The sequence below is a fragment of the Pseudomonas sp. 2957 genome (assembly GCF_031456345.1).
Taxonomy (GTDB): Bacteria; Pseudomonadota; Gammaproteobacteria; order Pseudomonadales; family Pseudomonadaceae; genus Aquipseudomonas; species Aquipseudomonas siliginis.
Window position 1 is genome coordinate 804,229 of sequence record NZ_JAVDUL010000001.1, and the last position, 17,334, is coordinate 821,562.

General features: G+C 57.8%; 16 protein-coding genes. 3 read left to right on the plus strand and 13 right to left on the minus strand.

From position 1 onward, the window contains the following. Positions 1–71 precede the first annotated feature (71 nt). The 3 genes from alc to puuE all read right to left on the minus strand — a co-directional run bounded on the left by alc (position 72) and on the right by puuE (position 2,593). A complete protein-coding gene (alc, locus tag J2Y39_RS03710) occupies positions 72–1,067 on the minus strand; it encodes an allantoicase (RefSeq protein ID WP_310215173.1) in 996 nt (331 codons plus the stop codon). An 87-nt stretch (positions 1,068–1,154) separates the two neighbouring features. Then, a complete protein-coding gene (uraD, locus tag J2Y39_RS03715) occupies positions 1,155–1,670 on the minus strand; it encodes a 2-oxo-4-hydroxy-4-carboxy-5-ureidoimidazoline decarboxylase (protein WP_016773760.1) in 516 nt (171 codons plus the stop codon). Beyond that, positions 1,667–2,593 (minus strand): allantoinase PuuE, encoded by a 927-nt coding sequence (gene puuE, locus J2Y39_RS03720; RefSeq protein WP_056784025.1) that lies wholly within the window; start codon positions 2,591–2,593, stop codon positions 1,667–1,669. The genes uraD and puuE overlap by 4 nt, the downstream gene beginning before the upstream one ends. A 420-nt stretch (positions 2,594–3,013) precedes the next feature. On the opposite strand from puuE, the gene uraH reads away from it, so the two are divergent. Then, positions 3,014–3,367: a hydroxyisourate hydrolase gene (uraH, locus tag J2Y39_RS03725; protein WP_041479332.1), complete on the plus strand. Its 354-nt coding sequence runs from the start codon at positions 3,014–3,016 to the stop codon at positions 3,365–3,367. A gap of 125 nt (positions 3,368–3,492) precedes the next feature. Here the strand turns inward: uraH and J2Y39_RS03730 are convergent, their stop codons facing one another. From J2Y39_RS03730 to J2Y39_RS03750, 5 genes are all read right to left on the minus strand, one after another. Then, the gene (locus J2Y39_RS03730) at positions 3,493–5,331 is read right to left on the minus strand and encodes a hypothetical protein (protein WP_310215176.1); all 1,839 of its coding nucleotides are present in this window, start codon (positions 5,329–5,331) and stop codon (positions 3,493–3,495) included. Positions 5,332–5,426: 95 nt separating this feature from the next. Further along, a complete protein-coding gene (locus tag J2Y39_RS03735; protein WP_310215179.1) occupies positions 5,427–8,948 on the minus strand; it encodes a calcium-binding protein in 3,522 nt (1,173 codons plus the stop codon). Positions 8,949–9,141: 193 nt separating this feature from the next. Next, positions 9,142–9,771 (minus strand): LysE family translocator, encoded by a 630-nt coding sequence (locus J2Y39_RS03740; protein ID WP_041479336.1) that lies wholly within the window; start codon positions 9,769–9,771, stop codon positions 9,142–9,144. Positions 9,772–9,856: 85 nt separating this feature from the next. Continuing rightward, entirely contained in the window at positions 9,857–11,206 is a 1,350-nt protein-coding gene (locus tag J2Y39_RS03745) for an NCS2 family permease (RefSeq protein ID WP_310215184.1), read from the minus strand. Between the two features lie 290 nt (positions 11,207–11,496). Beyond that, entirely contained in the window at positions 11,497–11,943 is a 447-nt protein-coding gene (locus tag J2Y39_RS03750; RefSeq protein ID WP_310215187.1) for a MarR family transcriptional regulator, read from the minus strand. 81 nt (positions 11,944–12,024) lie between these two features. Between J2Y39_RS03750 and J2Y39_RS03755 the strand changes: the two genes are divergently transcribed. Next, a complete protein-coding gene (locus J2Y39_RS03755; RefSeq protein ID WP_310215190.1) occupies positions 12,025–13,191 on the plus strand; it encodes a PLP-dependent aminotransferase family protein in 1,167 nt (388 codons plus the stop codon). A 167-nt stretch (positions 13,192–13,358) separates the two neighbouring features. Here the strand turns inward: J2Y39_RS03755 and J2Y39_RS03760 are convergent, their stop codons facing one another. The 5 genes from J2Y39_RS03760 to J2Y39_RS03780 form a co-directional block, all read right to left on the minus strand. Beyond that, on the minus strand, positions 13,359–13,730 hold the full coding sequence (locus J2Y39_RS03760) for a glutathione S-transferase N-terminal domain-containing protein (RefSeq protein ID WP_076566801.1): 372 nt from the start codon (positions 13,728–13,730) through the stop codon (positions 13,359–13,361). 103 nt (positions 13,731–13,833) lie between these two features. Beyond that, on the minus strand, positions 13,834–14,379 hold the full coding sequence (gene folE, locus J2Y39_RS03765; protein ID WP_011062625.1) for a GTP cyclohydrolase I FolE: 546 nt from the start codon (positions 14,377–14,379) through the stop codon (positions 13,834–13,836). Between the two features lie 77 nt (positions 14,380–14,456). Further along, a complete protein-coding gene (locus tag J2Y39_RS03770) occupies positions 14,457–15,014 on the minus strand; it encodes a Smr/MutS family protein (RefSeq protein WP_016773770.1) in 558 nt (185 codons plus the stop codon). A 74-nt stretch (positions 15,015–15,088) separates the two neighbouring features. After that, positions 15,089–15,409, minus strand: coding sequence for a hypothetical protein (locus tag J2Y39_RS03775; RefSeq protein ID WP_056784040.1), 321 nt, complete (start codon positions 15,407–15,409; stop codon positions 15,089–15,091). Between the two features lie 131 nt (positions 15,410–15,540). Then, a complete protein-coding gene (locus J2Y39_RS03780; protein WP_056784043.1) occupies positions 15,541–16,131 on the minus strand; it encodes a cysteine hydrolase family protein in 591 nt (196 codons plus the stop codon). 239 nt (positions 16,132–16,370) lie between these two features. Between J2Y39_RS03780 and prmB the strand changes: the two genes are divergently transcribed. Continuing rightward, positions 16,371–17,279 carry a 50S ribosomal protein L3 N(5)-glutamine methyltransferase gene (gene prmB / locus J2Y39_RS03785; RefSeq protein WP_056784046.1) on the plus strand — a complete coding sequence of 303 codons (909 nt, stop codon included), beginning with the start codon at positions 16,371–16,373 and terminating at the stop codon, positions 17,277–17,279. Positions 17,280–17,334: the final 55 nt, after the last annotated feature.

Sequence of the window (17,334 nt, forward strand, 5' to 3'; positions counted from 1 at the left end):
GAGCAGGCTCGCTCCCACATTTGGAATGCAATCCCCTGTGGGAGCGAGCCTGCTCGCGAATGGGTTCAACCCTATTTAGCCACCTTGCCGAGTACACGCAGGCGACTCACGCCACCATCCGGGAACACGTTCAGGCGGATGTGGGTGATCGGGCCGAGTGCCTTGATCTGCTCGACGAAGGTGTGTTCGGCGTGCATTTCCAGCTTCTGGCTTGGCAGCAGTTCGCGCCAGAACAGCGACTGGGTTTCGATCTGGCTGTCAGTCCCGCCTTTCACGAACGCGCCCTGGATCGAGCAACTGTCCGGGTAGTTGCCTTTGAAGTGCAGGGTGTCGACGACGATCTTCTCGATCTCGCCCGGATGACCCAGGGCGACGATCACCCAGTCATTGCCCGGCGTGCGACGACGCGCGGTTTCCCAGCCGTCGCCCATGTTGATGCCACGGCCCGGGTTGAGGATGTTGCTCATGCGGCCGAAGTGTTCGTCGGAGCAGGCGAGGGCGCGGCCACCGTTGAGGGCTGCTGCCAAGTCCACTTGCTCGTTGTCACCCACAGCGGACCAGTCGCGGAACGGAATGCCGTACACGCGCAGACGGGCAACACCGCCGTCCGGGTAGATGTTGAAGCGCAGGTGGCTGAACGCTTTGTCGTTGCTGATTTCGTGGTAGTGGTGGCTGTTGCCCTGCAACTCGACGGCCGACAGCACTTCGGTCCACTGGGTGTTTTCATCCGGCTCGCCCGAGGCGAGGAAGCACGCTTCCAGCGAGGCCGATGGCGGGTAGTTGCCGGTGAAGAATGAAGTGTCGATGTCCACGCCTTTGATCGAGCCCGGTACGCCCAGACGGATCACCGCGCTGTCGAAACCTTCGAAGCGCTTGCGGCGCGACTCCCAGCCGTCCATCCACTTGCCGTTGTCATCGAACACGCCCTCCTTCCATACGGCCGGGGTCGGTTGGAACAGACGATTGGCGTCTGCGAACCAGTCATCGGTGACCGAAATGATTTTGGTGCCCAGACGGGCGTCGGCCAGGTTGACGTATTTTTCGAAAGGTACGGCGTAAGCTTTCATTCTTCTTGTCTGCCTTTGATAAGTTGGCTGGGGATGCTCGCAGGGCCCTGGGCGTTTGCGCGTTCATTCACGCTCGGGCCAGGCTTGCTAAAGAGTCAGTAAACGGAACAGGGCAATCTTGTTGATCTCCGCCAGCGCGCATTTGAACTCGGCTTCCACCGAATTGTTGATGCGCGTTTCGAACGCCGCGAGGATCTGATGCCGGTTGCTGCCTTTTACCGCCATGATGAAGGGAAACTTGAACTTGGCTTTGTAGGCGTCGTTCAGCTCGGTGAAGCGCTGGAACTCTTCGGCCGTGCATTGGTGAATACCGGCGCCAGCCTGTTCATTGGTGCTGGCTTCGGTCAGTTGGCCCTGGACGGCAGCTTTGCCGGCCAAGTCCGGGTGAGCGTTGATCAGGGCCAGCTGGCTGGCATGATCGGCGCTCAACAGGATATCGCTCATGCGCTGGTGCAGGGTTTCGATCTCGTCGATCGAAGCGTCCGCACCGAGGTCGTAGGCCTTTTCGGCCACCCATGGCGAATGTTCGTAGATGTCGGCGAAGGCTTTGACGAAAGCGTCGCGGCTCAGGGTCGACGGTTGCAGGGTTTGAAAGCGGCTCATTTTGCAGTCCCTTGGTACGGGTGGGTTTCTTGCCAGTGACGCGCGATGTCGACGCGACGGCTGAACCACACCTGTTCATGACTTTTGGCGTATTCGATAAAGCGCTTGAGCGAAGCGAGGCGACCAGGACGGCCGATCAGGCGGCAGTGCAGACCGATCGAAAGCATTTTCGGCGCCTCGGCACCTTCGGCGTAGAGCACGTCGAACGCGTCTTTGAGGTATTCGAAGAAATCGTCACCCTTGTTGAAACCCTGCACTTGCGTGAAGCGCATGTCGTTGGTGTCGAGGGTGTAGGGGATCACCAGATGCGGCTTGCCGGTCGGGTTGTTCGGTTCCCAGTAGGGCAGGTCATCGTCGTAGGTATCGCAGTCGTAGAGGAAACCGCCTTCTTCCATGACCAGGCGACGGGTATTCGGCCCGGTACGGCCGGTGTACCAGCCCAGCGGACGCTCGCCAGTCAGTTCGGTGAGGATGCGGATCGCTTCGAGCATGTGCTCGCGTTCCTGCGCTTCGTCCATGTACTGGTAGTCGATCCAGCGGTAGCCGTGGCTGCAGATTTCGTGGCCGGCCTCGACCATCGCACGGATCACGTCCGGGTGACGCTGGGCGGCCATGGCCACGGCGAAGATGGTCAGCGGAATATCGAATTCCTTGAACAGCTTCAAAATGCGCCAGACGCCGGCACGGCTGCCATACTCGTAAAGCGATTCCATGCTCATGTTGCGCGCGCCCTGCAGCGGCTGGGCAGCGACCATTTCCGACAGGAAGGCTTCGGATTCCTTGTCGCCGTGCAGAACATTGCGCTCGCCACCTTCTTCGTAATTGAGCACGAAGGACAGGGCGATCCGGGCATTACCCGGCCAGTGTGGGTGAGGAGGGTTACTGCCGTAACCGATCAGGTCGCGTGGGTAGTCAGCGCTCACTGCAGTCTTCCTTCTTGTACGTTGACAGATTGGTGTGGCGGCCTGGCAGGCTGGCGTCACAGCGATAGGCTGATTGTATACAACTTTATTTACATTTTGTAAGCCTGAATTTTCGCATTTTTCACCGGCTGTCATCTTTTGCTGTTAATGGTTCCGGCCTGCAAGAAACCTGCCTGACCAGTCAGCTAATGAATAGAAGGTTCAATGGTCAGGCGCTTTGGCTACAGATTGGCGATAAAGGCCCGGATGGCGGGGGGGAAGCGAAAAATGTCGTTTTTATTGTGTACAATTTTTTTGAAAAGTGTCTTAATCAGTCGCTCGCCGCAGCGTTTCGTGCTCCGAAACGGTGCGGTCTCCTTTTCAACTGACTTCGGGAGGCGCGAGGTCTGACCGCTTGTTGCGGCCAGGCGCGCAGAATCAATGGGACGTTTGACAACACACGTTTTGGACGCTGCACACGGTTGCCCGGGCAGCTCGATCAAGGTCGAGCTGTACCGCGTTGAAGGGTCGCACCTGGAATTGGTCGCCAGTGCGACAACCAACAGCGATGGCCGGGTCGATGCGCCGTTGCTGCAAGGCGATGATTACCGCACCGGGGTTTATCAGGTGCAGTTCCATGCCGGCGATTACTACCGCGCCCGGGGCGTGCAACTGCCCGAGCCGGCCTTCCTGGACGTGGTGGTGCTGCGTTTCGGCATCTCCGCCGAGCAGGAGCACTATCACGTGCCCCTGCTGATTTCGCCTTACAGCTATTCCACGTATCGGGGCAGCTGACCCCCAAGCAGCTGCCCACCGGGAAGCGACTGCGCATATAGCTTCTTTGGTCTTTCGCCCGCTCACACTGCGGGCTTTTTTTATGCCTGTTTACAGCTCATCTGCCGGTGCAGGCGGGTAGCGGCTCAGCGCTCGCGGATAATGAATACCGAATCTGGCGTGGACGCGACCTTCAATACGCCCCCGATCAGCCATACCACTTTGTTCTGCGCGGCTGCATCGGTCAGTGCCTTGAAGGCGTCCTGGCCGATTCTGGCGGGCAAGCCAGGTTCCGTCAGTTCGTTGCCAGGCACATGAGTCAGGCCGGCCTGACTGATCGCGCCCAGTTTCAAAAAGAAGATCTGATCGTGACCGGCTCGTTTGAAGACCAGCGTCGGCATTCTGTGCTCATAAGTCAGTGGAAACAGCTCGTAACCACAGCCGACCAGCAACGCGCCGAGCAATCGCCGCAGATTCAGATCCGAGGGATAGGTCTTGTAATGATTCCAGGCAGAGGGGAAATGCTGCGGATCGAAGCTCAGGCGTTGCAATTCGCTGTCGGTCTGGGAAGGCATCGGAATAAGCCGTTTGCTTCCCAGGTCGATGTCCGGCGCAACGGCCAGCATGTTCAGCGGGTCGGCAAAGTCGGGAGCTGTGGAAAACGGCAGTTGTTTCCACTGATGCAGAACGGCCTGGACATTGATCAATCCGGTGCCGGTAATCGTCTCGGAGTGATCGGCGAGTTCGAACAACCTGCGGGCGACGGCCCTTGCTGTTGCTTCAGAGAAATCGGGGAACGCGCGAGCGACGGACGTTGATATCGGCTCTTCAAAAAAACGTTTGCCCGGATGGACCTCACCCGGATCACTGCCGATGCGAAAAGTCGCTACCGGCTGTCGCTCGGGCATGTTTATCAGCATGCTTTCGAAAGTATTGAAATCTGTCGGGACAAACTCGGGATGACATACGAAATACACTTTGGGTGTCGTGTTCGAGCCGACAGGGACGATTGGATAATGCAGCCAGCCAAGCTGTACCGATTCGATGTGCACAGGTTTGTTCAGGTGCCCCCAGGGCAGCCAGAAATACGGGGTCAGCTCCTCAGGCGCAGTGGTGGCTTTCGACGCGGTTAGCGTTTCTGTGGCCTCGGCAAGTCGTGGACGCTTGCTCGGGCCGGGTAATGCGTTGTCGGACTGGCTGGCTTCGGGCTTGGTACCTGATGGCTTCGTCCCGGGTGTTTTTCGCCGCCAGAAAACGGTGCCGGGGATTTGCTCGAAGAAAACGTCGGGTGCATTGGTCGTTGAGGCAAACGCTTGTTGATATTCACCGTCCTGGTTTTTGCGCACCATGACGGTGCCGTCTACCGTGGTTACGAAGGTTTGCCTGAGTCTGTTGTAACGAAGGCCTTCTGTCGCCATTTCCGGCTTGGTCAACGTCATGGCGTCGGCCGGCGAGATGTATGAGGGCAAGTGTGGCGTGGAGGACGCAAGCCGGTTGGAGGGCCTCGCGGGCCGCTGGATTTGCCAGATCGCCTGACCCTCGGTTCGCGTCAGAGGCAGGCCGGGCACGCCGGGCGCGAAGGTCAGTGGCACATGGTAGTTGCCTTGCCCGTCCTGCTCGACGACAAATTGGCCTTCATTGGCGATTTGAGCGTAGGTGCGCTGATCCGGTCCAGTGAACAAGCCATCGTTCTGCGTCACCGGCACCAATTCGTGGAAACGCTCTTGCGGCCAGGCGATTGCGTTCCGAGTGGCGCTGAAATCATGCGCTGCATCTGGCAACGCTTGAAGGCTGACCGTGGGCACTGCGTTGGCTGCGGCAGAGGTGGCTGGCGCTTGGCTGATCGCCGGCGAATCGATGCCCAGGAGCAGGGCGTCAGGCATGTCCAGGCCCACATTTTTGACGAGGGGCGGTGATCCGGGATGTGTGGCATCGGGCGAATCGGGCGATTTTATGGTCGGGATTTTTTTGGGTGATTTGGCCATGGGAAATACTCGGAAAAAGAGCGCGCAGACGCGTGCGGGTGCCGCGTAGACAGTACGCTGATAAAAAAGGGTGTTTGTTGACGGGTTATCGCGAATTACGCGGGAGGCACTTTCATCAGCGAAACAGGGCGGAAAATGTTGGTCTGGTGACTGCAGCGATTCACTACTCTTAACGCAGACTTTTCGATGCGGGATTTGTCGGCACGCAATACCCAGCCATGGGCGGCCAGGTTGTAGCCCACGCGTGCGGTTTCGTCGTTGACGCAGATAACGTTCCAGACTTTGACTTCGTCGTTGGCCAATGCGGCAAGATATGGCGGGAGCGCTTTTGAGGCGTTTGGCTCTTCGAAAAAACGTGCATCAAGCCCATCCAGATAAATGCGATCAAAGACCAGATCGACCGTGTGCACAACTCCACCGGTGGTAATAACGCGGATTTGATCTATCAGATCTTCGCTTCCATAGACCGGCAGATAAAAAGTGGTGGTGCCGATGGAGAGCCGGTTTTCTTCCAGCCTTATTTCGACCTTGCCGAGCTGCGTTGCATCAAGTTCCCAAGTGGATGAATAGGGCAGGCGAACTTTGGCATCGGCAAGTGCGCCGGGAGTCGAGAGTTTGATGGTCATGTCCGGGAGTACGTGGATGAGATAACTCGAACCCTCTCCTTCGTAGTTGTCCATGTCGGTTTGCACGGCCAGTCGAATCGGCGTTGCGCAAACTCTTGTACGGCCCATCGGTTCAGCTGCTTTTTCAGCCAGATTGTGAAAGTAACGCTGAGAGCGAACCTCGAGCGGCAGTTTCATCTGGGTCACCCAATCCCGCGATACCGTGAAATCCGTAAAGGCAGGTGCGATTTCGGTTTGCGCTGTAAGCTCGGCATCTGCAACGACACCGTCCTTGAAAATCAATACGTAACGGCTGAACGGACGAACAGCCATGGTGCGCAGGATTTTCGTAATATTGTCGTGATCGTCTTCGTTACGCGCAGCGGAGTAATAATTGAGCTTGATGCTTTTCGCGCCGAAGTGATAGACGAGATGGCAACCAACAGTCAGGTGATATGACTTGGGTTTGTCCGAGAAAAAATGCGCCTCCGCTTTTGTCAGCTCATCGCTGCGGAAATCCAGATATATCCGGGTGATTACATCAGAACGTAAAACTGCGTAAAAAGTGGTTGTCTTGCCGGTTCTCGGGACGTAATAGGCAGCGGGTTGGCGGTGGCGGATCCAGCATTCCGCTGCATAAATAATGATCGGGTTTACCGGTTTGCCACGTTTGAGGAAGATTTCGGTTATTTCTACGGTGTGGCCGTCCGGGATTGTGTCTGGCAGATCAAGTCTGAAATGGAAATCATCGCTGGTTACGAAAACCAGGTTTTTGTTGCTCAGCTTTCTAGTGTGTTCGGTGTTCGTATAAACGTCATGAATGGTCAACACGTTTTTGAGGTGGTCAGACGTTTCGAAACCTGAGCGGATGACCAGGTCGTTACCCTCGATATCAAAGGATTCAATCAACTCCTTGCGCCAGTTCATGACGATGTAGCTGGTCTGTTCACCATCATCGACAATGGAAAAACGGCCAGCCACATGCGCAATGTAATATTGATCGGTGCCGGCGCCTCCCGACGCTTTTGCTCTTTCGTGAGAGAGAAATATCTGGTCGTCCCCAGCGCCAGCTTCAATGCTGTCGCTGCCCCGGGATTTGATGATGTTGTTTTGCGCGGAGCCCGTTACCACGCTTGCCGCGCGATGGACTGTCTCAACGTTTTCGATGCTGTCCAGCAAACTGTGCAGGATAAATATCCGGTTATTGTCGGCATCGACATCGCTCGTGATGATCTGCAATGTTCCAGCCAGCAGATCTACGTCATAGCCAGTTCTGTTGGTATTACGGGAGGAGTAGCTGCCGCCGAGTACCAGTGTGTCATTTCCTGCGCCGCCGCTCAGCGTCGAATGATCTGCGACATGGCGACCCCTTTCAAGGAAGTCCGCTGCGTTCTCAAACAGGAACTGGTCATTTTCTTCGCCGCCCGAAAGTTGTTTTTTTCCTGACTTGTAATGGAAGGTGTTGGGTTTTTTTTCTACCCCTCTGATCGAGTCGTTGCCCTCGCTGATGAACCAGAGAACGTTCTTGCCCTCTGCGGCGACCCCCAACTCCGCGCCGGGTGTATCTTTTGTAACCCCTGCGCGTGCATCAATGATGTCATCAGTGCCTACCACTTCAGGGACATTGACCGATTCCCACGCATCCTGTTTGGTCCACCAGTTTCGTTTCCAGACCCGCGTTGGTTTCAGACGCACATCGAACTTGCCGTTGACGATGGCTTCGGTGGTCTCTTTCAAGGGGCCATCGAGCAGCGTTCTGGCGGACTTTTTCAGTTGCAGAGAGTGCTGCAACAGCGTCTTTGCCTTGATATAGCGGTTTTGAACGCTTTGATCGACCTCCATCATGCAGAACGAAAACCAACCGCTACGCCACCGTTCATCGACAGTCAATTCAATGTAGTCATCTATATCGTCAACGATACGTACTGCGCCGTAGACCTGTGAGCCGATGGCGAGAATCGCGCCGGCTGCAAGTCCGACAGGGCCGGCAAACGAGAACCCGGCCATCGCGGCGGACCCGAGGATGACAGTCATGGCTGCACTGGTAATGCTCAGGCCAGCGCTGACGTAATGATCCATCGCTTCTTTGCCGGTGGCATTCTGAGCGGCGTTCATCGACCTCACGGCGGTAAAGATGTCGAAGGGCAGCGTCAGCATGCCGCCGACCAACCCTCCCGATCGACCCAATCTGAGTGCAAAGCGGGTTTTGGCGAAGTCCCGATAAGCACTTTGCCCGGCTGTGAGCATCTGCGTGGCTATCTTGCTCACCGCGACATCGGCCGCGATGGAGCCCAGCTCCGATACAATGCCTGCGCTGTTTATCGCTATTTCAGCAGTGTTTTCGGCTTTGATCGCATCGACAACGCCGCGAATTCCCATGAAGATGCCGAAGCCCTGGATGCCCACGCTGGAGCCCAGCGTCGCGTAACTTTTGGTCAATGCGGCCCAGCGGGGATGATGTTTGGGGACGTGCACGTGTTGCAGATCAAGCGACTGTGCGGCACTCAGAAGTTTGACAAGTTTGTGGCGGTAATTGCCGGATACAGTATCTGCAGCACTCTCCCTCAAGAGCCGGGGAGCGGTGAGCGGGCGCTGGCTGGCCATTTCAAACAGGAGCGTGGGCAACAAGTAGCTATCGCTGCCCGTTGAAGTTTTCAGGTAGTGTTCAACTTTATTGGCGTCGAACTGCAGGCTATTGATAAAAGAGCGCTTGGGGCGGCGAAAGAAACTGTTCTCGCCATTCAACGGCTGACCGTCAATGGTCGCGCCTAATCCGTCGAGTGCGGTACGGGTAATTGAAATATCGCCAATTTCAAAAGGGCCGAACACTTCGTCCACCATTTGCAACTGACTCGATTTTTCGTTAGTTCGGCTCTGATCGATGGTTGAGGGCTTGTATTCGTTGGCTTCATAGCCCAGATCCATGATTATTACGGTATCGGAAACAGGTTGCAGGTCCGCGTGTATTGAAGGGTCGGTTTGTGCTGTTGCTTCGCTTATCAGTGTGGCCATTAGAACTTCCTTGTTCCGGCAATTGTCGTTAAGGCGAAGAATATTACGTTGGCTTTTCCAGAGCTGTATATCGGGGGGTTGTTGCTATCTATTGCATATTAAAGATTGAATGTTGTTCGAGTTGAATTGATTCAAAACAACACATCATCCCGCCCGAGGTCCGTTCCGGCAGGATGATCAATAGTGGCGCTTTTCAGTGGCTGCCAAGCAACGACGCGGCGCCAGCACCACCAAATAGTCCGGCACTGACCCGATTGAACCAACTCTGGCCTTTGCCGCTGCGCAGATAACGTGCGGCGCCATGGGCGCCCAGGCCATAGGCCAGCTTGCAGCACAGATCGAGCACTACCCAGGTCGCGATCATGATCAGCAATTGCGGCAGAAAAGGTTGCTCAGCGCGGAGGAACTGCGGCAGAAACGCGGCGAAAAACAGGATGTCCTTCGGATTGCTCGCACCCAGTACAAAGGCGCGTCCGAACAATGTGCGAAAGCGCGGCACCGGTGCAGCCTCAGGTACTTCGGCGCCCGTCGATGGCTGCCGCGACTGCTGCCAGCTCTGCCAGGCGAGGTAGAACAGGTACAGCGCACCGACTATTTTCAGTGCGCTGAACAACTGCTCCGAAGCCATTAGCAAAGCGCCGAGGCCAAGTGCCGACGCGCTGAGCAGGCAGATCGAGGCGATCACGCCACCCAGGAACGCGGGGTACGACCGGCGCAAACCGTAATTCAGACTGTTGCTGATCATCAGCAATGACAGCGGTCCCGGGATCAGGATCACCACCAGCGCAGCGCCACTGAACAGCAGCCAGGTTTCCAGACTCATCGTATTGCTCCTTTGTTGTTATCGAGATGTGCAAAAGCCCCACCGGTGAGGGTGAGGCTGGTTTGAAGCCTGAACCGCGCAGCGTTTACAGGAAGATGAACTTGGCGATGAAGATCGCGCAGAGCACCCACAGGCTGACGGAAATTTCCTTGTACTTGCCGGTGCCAGCCTTCAACGCGACGTAAGTGATGAAGCCCAGCGCGATGCCGTCGGCGACCGAAAAGGTCAGCGGCATCATGATCGCCGTGACGATCGCCGGAATGGCGTCGGTCGCTTCGTCCCATTCGATGTGGGCCATACCGCCCATCATCAGCATCGCCACGTAGATCAGTGCACCTGCCGTGGCATAAGCGGGAATCATGCCAGCCAGCGGTGCGAAAAACATGGCTGCTATAAATAGCACACCCACGGTGACGGCGGTAAGACCAGTCCGACCACCAGCGGCTACGCCGGCGGCACTTTCCACGTAACTTGTCACGGGTGGAACCCCCACCACGGCGCCAAATACGCTGGATGCGCTGTCAGCCTTCATGGCTCGGGAAAGATTCTCGATGCGACCGTCAGCGGCGACAAGGTTGGCGCGCTGGGCCACGCCCATCAGCGTACCGGCGGTGTCGAACATGTGCACGAAGAGGAAGGCGAGCACCACGCTGATCATGCTGACGTTGAACACGCCGGCGACGTTCATTGCCATCCAGGTCGGCGCCAGGCTCGGCGGCGCGGACATGATGCCCTCGTAGTGAACCAGGCCCAGGCCCCAGCCGGCGAGGGTGACGGTGATGATGCTGATCAGGATCGCACCGAACACGCGGTGGTAACTGAGGATCGCGATCATCAGGAAGCAGATCGCGGCGAGCAGCGGGCCAGGTTCACGCAGCGAACCCAGCTTGATCAGTGTCGCCGGGCTGTCGACGACGATACCGGCAGTCTTCAGACCGATCAGGCCCAGAAACAGACCGACACCGGCGCCCATCGCGAACCGCAGGCTGACCGGGATACTGTTGAGCAGCCACTCGCGGATCCGCGAAAAGGTCAGGAACATGAACAGCACGCCAGAGACGAACACCGCGCCGAGGGCGGTTTCCCAGTTGTAGCCCATGGTGCCGACCACGGTGTAGGTGAAGAAAGCATTGAGGCCCATGCCCGGCGCCAGGCCGACCGGCCAATTGGCATAGAGCCCCATCAACAGGCAACCGAGCGCAGCGGCGATGCAGGTGGCGACGAAGGCCGCACCGTGGTCGATGCCGGCATCGGCCATGATGTTCGGGTTGACGAAAATGATGTAAGCCATGGTGATGAAGGTTGTCAGACCGGCAATCAGCTCGGTCTTCACCGTGGTGCCATGCAAGCTGAGTTTGAACAGACGCTCCAGCAGGCCATTGCGTGATGGCGGCGTGAGCTCGAGCGGCGGTGCTTCGGATTTGCGGCTTTCCACAGCGAGTACTCCTCAAGAGTTTTATTGTTATTTCCAGGGCCGGACCCATGAGGGGTGGCAGCGGCCCTTTGAGGCATACGCGAATTTGTTGACCGTATAGTCAGGAACTCGCACGCAGTGGATTATGCTTTTGTGTACAAATAAAGCAAATATTGTTTTTTGTTTTGTCGGCGATTTTTTTGCCGATAGGGATATATGGCTATCAGGATGGCTACGCGAGCAGGCTCGCTGCCTCCTTTGTAATGCGCTTCCCTGTGGGAGCGAGCCTGCTCGCGAAGAGGGCGGTCCTGTCAATCGAGTTGCAGCTGATTCCCCCCAAGCGCCAGATTCACCGCCAACCACCCATTCACCGCCGCTTCCCCAGCGTCGGCAAATACCCGCTCGAGCAATTTCACCTGCTCACGGCGCAGCGCTTGCTCGAACTTCGCGCCTTCCGCCGTCAGCTCAAGCAGGCGCTTACGCTTGTCCGTCTGCGAAGCGACGCTGTCGACCAGGTGCATTTCCTGCAATTGGCGCAGGGGCATGTTCAACGCTTGTTTGCTCACGCCCAGCAGGGCCAGCAACTCTTTCACGCTGAGGTTCGGATAGCGCGCGATGAAAAACACGATGCGTTGATGCACTCGCGAGAGGCCGCGGCGCTCGAGCATTTCATCCGCCTTGGCAGTGAACGCCTGATAGCCGAAGAAAAACGCTTCCATGGCCTGTTGCTGAGTGGAGGGGTTCTTAAGGTCAAGCATGTTGACGTACTCGCTCAAGCTGTCGTAATTTCAGTCAACAAGTTTGACTCATTTCCTGCATGCCTTGCTACGGTGACCTTCATGGCTTTTTCCGAACGTGTCTCGCGCCTTAAAAGTTCTTTGATCCGAGAAATCCTCGCCGCCGCCCAGCGTCCGGAGGTCATGTCGTTCGCCGGCGGCTTGCCCGCTGAGGCGATGTTGCCGAAGGTGGAGTGGGACGAGATGCCGCTGTCGCTGGGGCAGTACGGCATGAGCGAAGGCGAGCCGGCCTTGCGCGAGGCGCTGGCGGCACAGGCGAGGGCGCTGGGCCTTGCGTGCGAGGCGAGTCAGGTGCTGGTGGTCAGTGGTTCCCAGCAAACTCTGGATCTGGCGGCAAAACTGTATATCGACAAGGGCACGGAAATTCTGTTGGAGGCGCCGACTTATCTGGCCGCGCTGCAAATCTTCCAGCTGTTCGGCGCCGATTGCCTGACTGTGGCGCAGGAAGCCGACGGTCCAAATCTGGCGCAATTGCGTAATCGTTTAGAGCAGCATCGCCCTGCGTTTATCTACCTGATCCCGACTTTCCAGAATCCTTCCGCCGTGCGCTACAGCGAGGCCAAGCGCGCAGCGGTCGCGGCATTGCTCGATGAATTCGGCGTCACTCTCATCGAAGACGAGCCATACCGCGAACTGACTTTCGATGGTGGCAGCGCAAAATCGATTGCGGCGCGCCTGAACAAAGCCAGCTGGATCTACACCGGCACCGTGTCGAAAACCTTGCTCCCGGGTTTACGTGTTGGCTACTTGATCGCCAGTGCGGATCTGTTCCCGCACCTGCTCAAGCTCAAGCAATCGGCGGATCTGCACACCAATCGCATCGGTCAGTGGCAGGCGCTGCAATGGATCGGCTCGGAAAAGTATCAACAGCATTTAAGTGAGTTGCGGGATTTCTATCGGCTGCGGCGAGATGCGTTTCAATTGGGGCTGGAAAGCCATTTTGCCGATCTGGCTGACTGGGACATGCCGCAAGGCGGACTGTTCTTCTGGCTGACGCTGAAGCAACCGCTGGATACGCGCACTTTGCTCAATGAGGCGTTGGCCAATGATGTGGCGTTCATGCCCGGTGAGCCGTTCTTTCCCGAGCCGGACAAGCATCATGGGCATTTGCGCCTGAATTTCAGCCACATCGATCCGGCGAGGCTGGATGAAGGGTTGAAGAGATTGGCGGCGGTGGTGCGGCGGGCGCAGATGGAGAGGGCGGCCTGATAAGCAATAAACCGGCTGGAGGGCCGGTTTATCATTGTCTGAGTTTTGTGATGATTTGACGGGCCTCATCGCTGGCAAGCCAGCTCCCACAATTCTTGTCTACAACCTGAGATCAATGTGGGAGCTGGCTTGCCAGCGATGGCGCCATCAGCCACAGCACATCAATGTCAGACTGCAGCAAACCGCTTATCCAGATAATCAATAATCACCTTGGATTCATACATCCAGGTTGTCTGCCCATTCTCATCAATTCGCAGGCAAGGCACTTTGATTCGGCCACCCTGTTCCAGCAGGGTCTGGCGATCCTGCTCGTTGTTCTTCGCGTCTTTCAGCGCCACCGGCACATTCAGGCGATGCAGGGCGCGGCGGGTTTTCACGCAGAACGGGCAGGCGTGAAATTGGTACAGGGTCAGATCTTTCGCGGCAGCGTCGACTTGTGCCTGAGCAGCAGCGGGGCGTTTTGTCTTGCCCGGGCGGGTGATGAAATCGATGAAGATAACCAGTTGGCCGAGGCCGACACGAAGCGCTTTGACGAACACGTTGAAAGCCTCACGGTGCAAATGAAGAAAGGCGCGCAGCTTACCCGATTTTTCACGGGCGAAAAAAAACCGGCGATCAACGCCGGCTCTTTTCTGTTGCGAATTACTTGATGAGGCTGAGGAATTCGCTACGGGTTGCCGCGTTTTCACGGAATTCACCGAGCATCACCGAAGTGATCATCGACGAATTCTGCTTTTCGACGCCGCGCATCATCATGCACATGTGCTTGGCTTCGATCACCACGGCCACGCCCAGCGCGCCGGTGACTTGCTGCACCGCATCGGCGATCTGGCGGCTGAGGTTTTCCTGAATCTGCAGGCGACGGGCGTACATATCGACGATCCGCGCAACCTTCGACAGGCCCAGCACTTTGCCGCTCGGGATATAGGCGACATGCGCCTTGCCGATGAACGGCAGCAAGTGGTGTTCGCACAACGAATACAGCTCGATGTCCTTGACCAGCACCATCTCGCTGTTGTCGGAGCTGAACAGGGCACCATTGGTGACCTCTTCGAGCGTCTGTGCATAACCGCGGCAGAGGTACTGCATGGCTTTGGCGGCACGCTTTGGCGTGTCGAGCAGGCCCTCGCGGGAGACGTCCTCGCCCAGTTGGCCGAGAATCGCGGTGTAATTCTGTTCCAGGGACATGAAACTACCTGTGGGGATTTTCGCAAAGGGCAAGGGTACGGTGGCGGACACAACCCTGCAAGTTCGGTGTGATGGCTTTATTCGTCGCGGCCTTCCATCATCGTCCGTTTCAGCATCACATAAACCGCGCCGGCGCCGCCGTGACGGGCCTGGCAGGAGCAAAAGCCGAGGACTTGGGCGTGCTGGCGCAGCCAGGTGTTGACATGGCTTTTGATCATTGGCCGCTTGCCATCGAGGCGCACGGCCTTGCCGTGAGTCACGCGCACGCAGCGGATTTCGAATTTGGTCGCCTCAGCGAGAAACGCCCAAAGGGTTTCGCGGGCCTTCTCGACACTCATGCCGTGCAGGTCGAGGCTGCCTTCGAACGGGATCTGCCCGACCTTGAGCTTGCGCATCTGGCTTTCCTGCACGCCGTCGCGGGACCACATCAGTTCGTCTTCCGGGCCGACGTCGATCACGAACTGGTCGGACAAGCCATCAATGATAGTGGTGTCGCTGCGCACGGTGGCGGACTGACGCAGCTTGGCGATCTGCGCGCGGTCAGCCTTGGGTTTGCCGGTGTCGGCGCGGTCGTGCTTGATCGGCTTGACGCCCTGGATCGCACTTTTGAACAGAGAAAAATCGTCGTCTTGCATGTCAGCCTCCGCGAAGGGCGGCCAGTTTACCCAAGTCGACAGAAAACGGCCCGGCAAAAAGCCAGGCCGTTGGGTCAGTCGTGTTTTTTCATCAGATGCGGGGCCATGTTCAGTTCCCGCGATTGCCGTGCGCGACGGCGGCAGCGGCGCCACAGGGCAACGCCGAAATACAGAAACAGCAAGCCGATGGCGAGCATGATTGCCGAGCCCAGCGGTGACGCGTTCAGGTCACCCAGCGCCGGCGGACGGCCGAGCAGGCTGGCTGCCCCAGCCATCGCCAGCAGCACGCCGAACGTCGCCAGAATGGCCGAGATCGCCGCGCCAAATCGAAAACGCCAGTTGCTTTGGCCTTTGGGCCGCAAACGGCGTGCGTCAAATCCATCGGATAACTTCATTCCGACCTTCCTCAATGGTATCGGCCCTTCGACCGGGAGTTGACCGGGTTGTTCCTGAGGCTATGGCATTTGCGGCAAATCAGCGGATATAGCGGATGAGCGGCGCCAACGCACCGCTCGCGAGGGCAGGATCAGATCAGGTCCTGAGTCTTGGCCAGCGTGGCGAAGTTGTCGGCCATGATCGCCATTTCCGCTTCCTGCACGCGTTCGGCGCTGAGTACGCCGCTCTTGAACGGCAGATCGCGTGTCGCGCAGGCGTCTTCGACCAGGGTGCAGCGGAAACCGAGATTCTTCGCCGCGCGCACGGTGGTGCTGACGCTGGAGTGACTCATGAAACCGCAAACGATCAGGTCCAGCGAGCCGAGGTTCTGCAGGCGCTCGAGCAGTTCGGTGCCATGGAACGCGCTCGGCAGCAGTTTGCCGATAATGGTTTCATCACCCTGTGGTTCCAGACCAGGGATGAACTCGCCACGTTCGCCCTGCGGGTCGAACAGGCCACCCACGGTGCCGAGATGACGCACGTGCACGATCGGCCGACCGGCGGCACGGGCTGCGGCAACCACTTGTTTGATGTTCGCGACGGCCGCGTCCATGCCGCTCAGGGCCAGCGGGCCACTGAGGTATTCCTTCTGGGCATCGATGATGACCACGGTGGCATGGCTCAGGGTGGCCGCTGCGTAACCGCGGCCGCTGAGTTGAAACATCGTTTTTGGAACGGACATTCTGGGGCTCCTCGGGGTGGGGCTTTTGCGACATTGTCCTCTGGCTGAGCGGTTCTGTGAATCGCTACCATCGTAGGCGCCGTCGTTCTTGGCCTGCAGCCTTGTCAAGTTACACGTTCCGTTCAATGCCTGATGCAAAAAAAAGAAATCTCCTACCGTTGCCACGCGGTTTTTCCTGCGTCGTCGTCGCGCGTTTTGGCTGCTAGAATCGCCAGTCGTTTTTTCTGGAGTTCTACGCCGTGATCACTTCCCGACTTCGTACCCTGCGCGACCACATCCGTTGGGCCGTCAGCCGCTTCCATGGGGAGGATCTGTTTTTCGGTCATGGCACCGACAACGCCTGGGACGAGGCGCGTCAGCTGGTGCTGGGCGCTTTGCACCTGCCTTGGGAAATCGCCGACAGCTATCTTGATTGCGCGCTGGAAGACGACGAACTGGTCAATCTGCAGCGCCTGCTCAAGCGCCGCATCGAAGATCGCGTTCCGACCGCCTATCTGCTCGGCGAGGCGTGGTTCTGCGGCATGTCGTTCATCGTCGACCAGCGCGTGTTGATCCCGCGTTCGCCGATTGGTGAACTGATCGAAAACCGCTTTGCGCCATGGATCGGCAACGAACCGGCGCGGATTCTCGACCTGTGCACGGGTTCCGGCTGCATCGGCATTGCCTGTGCTTACGAGTTTCAGAATGCCGAGGTAGTGCTCGCGGACCTGTCGTTCGAAGCGCTGGAAGTGGCCAACCAGAACATCGAGCGCCATGGCGTCGATGAGCGCGTCTATACCGTGCAGGGTGATGGCTTCGATGGCTTGCCGGGTCAGCGTTTCGACCTGATCGTGTCGAACCCGCCCTACGTCGATGCGGAAGATTTCGCCGACATGCCGGATGAATATCAGCACGAGCCGGAACTCGGTCTGGCCTGCGGTGATGATGGTCTGAATCTGGTCCGGCGCATGCTCGCCGAAGCGGCGGATCACCTGACCGAGAAAGGTTTGTTGATTGTCGAGGTGGGCAACAGCCAGGTGCACGTCGAGGCGTTGTACCCGGAAGTCGATTTCGCCTGGCTGGAGTTCCAGCGTGGTGGGCATGGCGTGTTCATGCTGACAGCCGAGCAGTGCCGCGCGCATCAGGCCCTGTTCGCGTCCCGCGTCTAAGGTTGTGACAGATCGTTCCCACGCTCCGCGTGGGAATGCATCAATGGACGCTCTG

Bases quoted from the DNA above. Each gene is read 5' to 3' on its own strand.
- alc (WP_310215173.1), bottom strand. From the start codon at position 1,067: ATGAAAGCTTACGCCGTACCTTTCGAAAAATACGTCAACCTGGCCGAC.
- uraD (WP_016773760.1), bottom strand. From the start codon at position 1,670: ATGAGCCGCTTTCAAACCCTGCAACCGTCGACCCTGAGCCGCGACGCT.
- uraH (WP_041479332.1), top strand. From the start codon at position 3,014: ATGGGACGTTTGACAACACACGTTTTGGACGCTGCACACGGTTGCCCG.
- J2Y39_RS03730 (WP_310215176.1), bottom strand. From the start codon at position 5,331: ATGGCCAAATCACCCAAAAAAATCCCGACCATAAAATCGCCCGATTCG.
- J2Y39_RS03735 (WP_310215179.1), bottom strand. From the start codon at position 8,948: ATGGCCACACTGATAAGCGAAGCAACAGCACAAACCGACCCTTCAATA.
- J2Y39_RS03740 (WP_041479336.1), bottom strand. From the start codon at position 9,771: ATGAGTCTGGAAACCTGGCTGCTGTTCAGTGGCGCTGCGCTGGTGGTG.
- J2Y39_RS03750 (WP_310215187.1), bottom strand. From the start codon at position 11,943: ATGCTTGACCTTAAGAACCCCTCCACTCAGCAACAGGCCATGGAAGCG.
- J2Y39_RS03755 (WP_310215190.1), top strand. From the start codon at position 12,025: ATGGCTTTTTCCGAACGTGTCTCGCGCCTTAAAAGTTCTTTGATCCGA.
- folE (WP_011062625.1), bottom strand. From the start codon at position 14,379: ATGTCCCTGGAACAGAATTACACCGCGATTCTCGGCCAACTGGGCGAG.
- J2Y39_RS03770 (WP_016773770.1), bottom strand. From the start codon at position 15,014: ATGCAAGACGACGATTTTTCTCTGTTCAAAAGTGCGATCCAGGGCGTC.
- J2Y39_RS03775 (WP_056784040.1), bottom strand. From the start codon at position 15,409: ATGAAGTTATCCGATGGATTTGACGCACGCCGTTTGCGGCCCAAAGGC.
- J2Y39_RS03780 (WP_056784043.1), bottom strand. From the start codon at position 16,131: ATGTCCGTTCCAAAAACGATGTTTCAACTCAGCGGCCGCGGTTACGCA.